The 1,769-nt window shown below is 36.8% G+C and carries 1 protein-coding gene; it reads right to left on the bottom strand.

Annotated features, from left to right (window positions below):
• Positions 1-228: 228 nt before the first annotated feature.
• Positions 229-1,179 (bottom strand): GGDEF domain-containing protein, encoded by a 951-nt coding sequence (locus AB4384_RS23465; protein WP_102394076.1) that lies wholly within the window; start codon positions 1,177-1,179, stop codon positions 229-231.
• Positions 1,180-1,769: the final 590 nt, after the last annotated feature.

Below are 1,769 nucleotides of genomic sequence, written 5' to 3' on the forward strand. Positions count from 1 at the left end.
TGAACTTACTTTTGCCCCATTGTGTGTTTCGACCGATTGAACAAACTCTTCACTAAAGCATCATTTGACTTACTTTTTTTCATGCCTAGAACTCTAACTATCTAACCAAATTTGCTAATCCACTACACTATCAGTTAAAGAGATTATTTAGCCTAACGTGATAGTAATTAGCTAAATCGCTTTCGCCCCAAAGCGCCCTAGGAACTATAAATTAGTGGCCAACATTACTTAGCCACAACAAAAGGCTTCACACCTATTCCTTCCCGATGTTTTAGCCTTATAAAGGGAATTGTCAGCTTGTAAAAACAAGTTATCGGTATCAATAACTTTTCCTTTGATAGTAGAAATGCCAATACTTACCGTGACAACACCTGCATCGGTAGAGTATTCATGAGTCATTGCTTCAGCTTGTATATTTTTTCTTATTCTTTCTGCGACATGTTTTGCATCACGGAGGTTAGTATTGGGCAATACAGCCACAAACTCTTCTCCACCATACCTTACTAGTAGATCAGAATCTCTATACACATTTTTTCTTAATTGGCTAGAAATTATCTTTAGCGTTGTATCCCCCGCAGCATGACCATAATTATCATTGTAGTTTTTGAAATTATCAATATCTATAATCAGAAGTGACAAGGGCTCACCAGATCGCATTGCTAAGGCTGAAATTTTTTTTAAATATGCTGAATAAATACGACGATTATATAGCCCTGTCAAAGGATCAATCTCGCTAAGCTCCTTTAATTTTATATTTGCCTCAACTAATTCTTTTTCCTTAAGGTCAAGAAGTTTTTGAAGCTTTACTTGCTCAGTAATATCACGACTAATACCGAACATTCCTATCAACTCACTTCCTCCATCTTTGTAAAGAGGCCATTTACAGGTAGATACCCAGCCCTCATTTCCCTCATTATCTGTATAAGGTTCGATTGAGGTTGTTTTCTGTATTCGACCTTCGATTATTTTCTCATCTTCCTTACGATACATTAATGCATGTTCATGAGGAAACAGATCAAAGTCATCTTTATCGTGAAGTTCCCTCCATGAGTTTTTCCCGACAAGCTCTGCAAAGTTCTGACTGCACAATATGAACCTATAATTCATATCCTTAAAGTAGATGTAATCGCTAGTAATAGATAATAAGGACATGAAGTGACTGAGGAAATTACTTTGCATATATCTGCTCTCTTATTTTTCGGGGGCTCACAAAATGTCAGCGTTAAATTGTCCGTCAATATGAAAGATAGCTGACTTGGCCACCTAAACCAAGTCACTACCTTCATTACCTAAGCCAATCGAAGTTGGTATTTTAGGTCTACTGATAGTGGATATATGTATAATTAAGCAAGTTGTTGTGGCTAAGTGAATTTGGCCACTAATTTAGGGTGAACCAACAACATTTTCTATCTCGCAATGTGCCCCATTGCGACTTAGCGAGTAAATTGTTACGGTCACATTCCACCAGTTGTTTGGAGTTCTCTGCCTTCAAAAGTAACCATAAATAGTTTTAGAGTGTAGCTTCCTAAAATAGTGGTATTTAATATGCTATTCCCCTGTATATTATGCATCTTAGTAATTACAGGGTATAAGGAAGGGTATCATTATGGAGTCTTGTTTGATTTTCTTTTTAAATCATCGTGTTACTTTCTTTTTGGCGGTGTGATGTAAATATTACAATAGTCTGTGACGTGGTGTAGTGAAATAGTTAATTTGGCTACAAATTAAAAGGTTAAACCACTGCGGGTACAGGGCGGGATCGCACTTTG

It is taken from the genome of Vibrio sp. 10N.261.51.A4 (assembly GCF_041471945.1).
GTDB lineage: Bacteria > Pseudomonadota > Gammaproteobacteria > Enterobacterales > Vibrionaceae > Vibrio > Vibrio crassostreae_C.